General features: G+C 43.7%; 5 protein-coding genes, 1 tRNA gene and 2 pseudogenes. 4 read left to right on the forward strand and 4 right to left on the reverse strand.

Annotated elements, in window-relative coordinates; genetic code table 11:
• From Q1M25_RS08770 to iscA, 3 genes and pseudogenes are all read left to right on the forward strand, one after another.
• A pseudogene (locus Q1M25_RS08770) lies at positions 1-77 on the forward strand (iron-sulfur cluster assembly scaffold protein); the annotation flags it as partial.
• Between the two features lie 266 nt (positions 78-343).
• Positions 344-589, forward strand: a complete 246-nt coding sequence (locus tag Q1M25_RS08775) for a recombinase RecA (protein ID WP_300483904.1) — start codon at positions 344-346, stop codon at positions 587-589.
• Between the two features lie 66 nt (positions 590-655).
• A complete protein-coding gene (iscA, locus tag Q1M25_RS08780; protein ID WP_003680782.1) occupies positions 656-976 on the forward strand; it encodes an iron-sulfur cluster assembly protein IscA in 321 nt (106 codons plus the stop codon).
• Here the strand turns inward: iscA and Q1M25_RS08785 are convergent.
• A pseudogene (locus tag Q1M25_RS08785) lies at positions 936-1,158 on the reverse strand (alternative ribosome-rescue factor A). The gene iscA and the pseudogene Q1M25_RS08785 overlap by 41 nt on opposite strands.
• Before the next feature lie 80 nt (positions 1,159-1,238).
• On the opposite strand from Q1M25_RS08785, the gene hscB reads away from it, so the two are divergent.
• On the forward strand, positions 1,239-1,739 hold the full coding sequence (gene hscB / locus Q1M25_RS08790; protein ID WP_150537774.1) for a Fe-S protein assembly co-chaperone HscB: 501 nt from the start codon (positions 1,239-1,241) through the stop codon (positions 1,737-1,739).
• A 108-nt stretch (positions 1,740-1,847) separates the two neighbouring features.
• Here the strand turns inward: hscB and Q1M25_RS08795 are convergent, their stop codons facing one another.
• From Q1M25_RS08795 to Q1M25_RS08805, 3 genes are all read right to left on the reverse strand, one after another.
• On the reverse strand, positions 1,848-2,420 hold the full coding sequence (locus Q1M25_RS08795; RefSeq protein WP_004519902.1) for a 50S ribosomal protein L25/general stress protein Ctc: 573 nt from the start codon (positions 2,418-2,420) through the stop codon (positions 1,848-1,850).
• 65 nt (positions 2,421-2,485) lie between these two features.
• Entirely contained in the window at positions 2,486-3,469 is a 984-nt protein-coding gene (locus Q1M25_RS08800; protein WP_300483909.1) for a ribose-phosphate pyrophosphokinase, read from the reverse strand.
• A 176-nt stretch (positions 3,470-3,645) separates the two neighbouring features.
• Positions 3,646-3,721, reverse strand: a tRNA-Gln gene (locus tag Q1M25_RS08805).
• Positions 3,722-3,786 lie beyond the last annotated feature (65 nt).

Here is a 3,786-nt window from a genome sequence, read left to right on the forward strand (position 1 = left end):
TCCACTGCTCCATCTTGGCTGAAGATGCGGTAAAAGCGGCTGTTGCCGACTATCGCAAACGTCAGGAAAACAAATAATCCGATTAGTGGGTGCTTTGTCGGCAGACGTTCACAGGATTTCTGAAAGTCTTAGAGTTTTCAGGAAAAGCAAACATAACGGTTTGTTCACCTTTTAAACAGACAGGGTGAATTGAGGACACAGAGGCTTAATCCTTTTGTAGTTGTCACCAAATTTGGGACTGCCTGCCAATCTATTCCCTCTCCCCGCGTGAGAGGGTTAGGGAGAGGGCAATAAGCCATAGGCTTATATTTATCGATACGTCTGCAAAATCAAAGGAGACGAAATGCCTTTTACCGATGAAGAAGCCCAATCCCTACTTGCCGTCAAAGGCATAGGCAAAACCGTATTGCAGCGTTTGCAGCAAATGGGGTTGGATGATGTTGCCAAACTGGCGATAGCGGATTTGGATAATATTTTGGAACAGGGCGAAAAATTGACCGGCTCGACCTGTTGGAAAAACAGTCCGCAAGCAAAAGCTGCCATTGACGCTGCAATAGAGTGGGCAAAACAGCGTTTTCAGACAGCCTGAAAATCAAGAGGCCGTCTGAAATAAAAACTGGCAAACAGAAAATAATTGCGAAATGAGGAAAAAAGTATGATTACCATCACAGAAAACGCAGCCAAATACATCAATAACTACCTGACTAAACGCGGCAAAGGCTTGGGCGTGCGCTTGGGTGTGAAAACCAGCGGCTGCTCAGGTATGGCATACAACCTTGAATTTGTCGATGAAGCGAACGAGGACGACCTGATTTTTGAAGAACACGGCGCGCGCATTTATATCGACCCCAAAAGCTTGGTTTATCTGGACGGCACTCAAGTCGATTACACCAAAGAAGGTTTGCAGGAAGGTTTCAAATTTGAAAACCCGAATGTCAAAGACTCTTGTGGCTGCGGCGAGAGCTTCCACGTTTAAAATATAAAAAATGGCGGGAAAGTATCAAAACCATCCCGCCATTTTTTCGCTTCCTGCCTGTTGTAGCTACCTTTGCCTTTTCTTTTCCGTTCTACTTTGTGTCGGAACAAATCAGATTTGACTAAGGCTTTTAAGGCATTGTCTCGTATCTTGCCTTTATTGTGTTGCACCTTACTGGTCATATTGTTTTCCTTTCGTATAAACAGTTTCCGGATTATATCGTAAAATAATCCTCTTCTTTAGATTTTTTCCCTTTAATATCATGTCTCAATACTTCAACCTCTTCCAGCTTGAGCCATCTTTCAATATTGATATCGAAGCACTCGAACAGACCTATCGAGCTTTAGCTGCCCGTTTTCATCCTGATAAATTTGCTTCTGCTTCTGCTTTTGAGCAGAAACAAGCCGTTATGATGTCTTCTACAATTAATGATGCCTACCGCACATTAAAAAACCCTATTGATCGGGCTGCTTATCTCTTGAAAAGCCAAAATATCGATGCTGATGCACCTGAACACACTTCGTTTTCACCAGAATTCCTCATGCAGCAGATGGAATGGCGAGAAACATTGATGGATGCACAAATGGAACAAAACCATGATGCCATCCGAGCGCTGGATCAAGAAATCCAAGAAGTACAAAGCAACCTATATCAAGATTTACAACAAGCATTTGAACAACAGGATTATGAATCGGCCGCACAATGGGTACGGCATGGCCGCTTTCTTAATAAACTTCGCAATGAAATTGCTTCAATCTTATAAAGTACATATGCTGTTACATTTGACCTAGTTTTATAGCAAATGATTTTATATGCAAAACAAAAACCGTATCAGATAAATCTGATACGGTTTTCTTATCTTAACTACCTATTAGCGTTTTTTACCGGTAACAGTAGCAACAGCCAGGTTTTCGTTACGTTTCAGAGAAACGCTTTCAACACCTTCTGGCAATTTGATGTCTGACAAGTGCAGAATGTCGCCGGCAACTACTGATGCACAATCCAACTCCAAGAAAGCAGGAATGTTTGCAGGCAAAGCAACTACTTCAACAGAAGTGTTCAACAGAGATACACGACCACCTTGCAATTTAACAGCTTGAGAGTTTTCAGCGTTAACAATGTGCAGAGGAACGCGGATACGTACAGGTTGATCAGCTTTTACAGCTTGGAAGTCGATGTGTTGAACTTCGCGACGGAATGGGTGCATTTGGAAGTCACGCACGATAACGTCTTTAGTTTCACCGTTCAAAGACAGTTTAATCAAAGCAGTATGGAAAGATTCTTTTTCCAATGCGTAGAATACAGTTTTGTGGTCTACAGCGATAGCAACAGGCTCTTGACCTTCACCGTACAGGATGCCAGGGATTTGGCCTTCGCGACGCAGGCGGCGGCTCGCACCAGTGCCTTGGGCTTCGCGAACAGAGGCTTGAATTTCATAAGTCATGTTTAATACTCCAATTTAGATAAAATCGTCGTCATCGGCCGCGACCAGCTTAAGACGACATCGGGTTATGGCAGCAACATGCTGCCTGTCATCACTTCTTCATTAAAAAGATATGAGACGGATTCTTCATTGCTGATACGGCGTACCGTTTCAGCCAGCAAACCGGCAATAGTTACTTGACGGATGCGTTCACATTTTTTAGCTGCTTCAGACAGTGGAATCGTATCTGTTACAACTACTTGGTCAATTTCGGAAGAAGCAATTCGATTCACTGCCTCACCGGAGAATACTGCATGGCTGGCGTATGCCAATACACGATCTGCACCGCGCTCTTTCAGGGCGACAGCTGCTTTACACAAAGTATTTGCCGTATCGATCATATCATCTACGATCAAGCAAGTACGACCTTGGATATCGCCAATGATGTTCATCACTTCAGCCACGTTGGCTTTAGGACGACGTTTGTCGATAATGGCCAAATCAGCATTTAAAGATTTAGCAACAGCACGTGCACGTACAACACCACCGATATCAGGGCTGACAACAGTCAGATTTTCGATACGTTGTTGTTTAATGTCGTTCAACAAAATCGGGGTGGCATAAATATTATCTACCGGAATATCAAAGAACCCTTGAATTTGGTCGGCATGCAAGTCAACAGTCAATACGCGGTCGATACCTGCAGAGTACAACATATTCGCTACCAATTTAGCAGAAATCGGTACACGAACAGAGCGAGGACGACGATCTTGACGCGCATAGCCAAAGTAAGGAATCGCGGCAGTAATACGACCGGCAGAAGCACGTTTAAGTGCATCGGCCATCGTCAAAATTTCCATCAGGTTGTCATTGGTTGGCGCACAAGTAGGTTGCAAAATAAACACATCGCGACCACGCACATTTTCCAACAATTCAATGGCTACTTCGCCATCAGAGAATTTGGAAACGGTGGCTTCACCGAGTGAAATATCCAAATGTTTGACAACACGTTGCGCCAATTCCGGATTTGCATTACCGGTAAACACCATTAAACTGTCATAAGCAGCCATATCTTCACCTGATTCTAGATTTGATTTACGCGCAGAAAACATTACGCTTCCCTTCGCCCTATTTCTAAGACACTAATTACGCGATTATACGCGTAAAGACGGGTAAAAAAAAGTTTTTCAGCGTTATTGCGCTCTGAGCATAAAAAAGCGTGTAAGAAAACTTACACGCTTTTATTTGGCTGGGGAGGAAGGATTCGAACCTTCGCATGCTGGAATCAAAATCCAGTGTCTTAACCGCTTGACGACTCCCCAATAAAGGGTGTTGGCTGGGGAGGAAGGATTCGAACCTTCGCATGCTGGAATCAAAATCCAGTGTC

The organism is uncultured Neisseria sp., from assembly GCF_951230505.1.
In the GTDB taxonomy this organism is placed as follows: domain Bacteria; phylum Pseudomonadota; class Gammaproteobacteria; order Burkholderiales; family Neisseriaceae; genus Neisseria.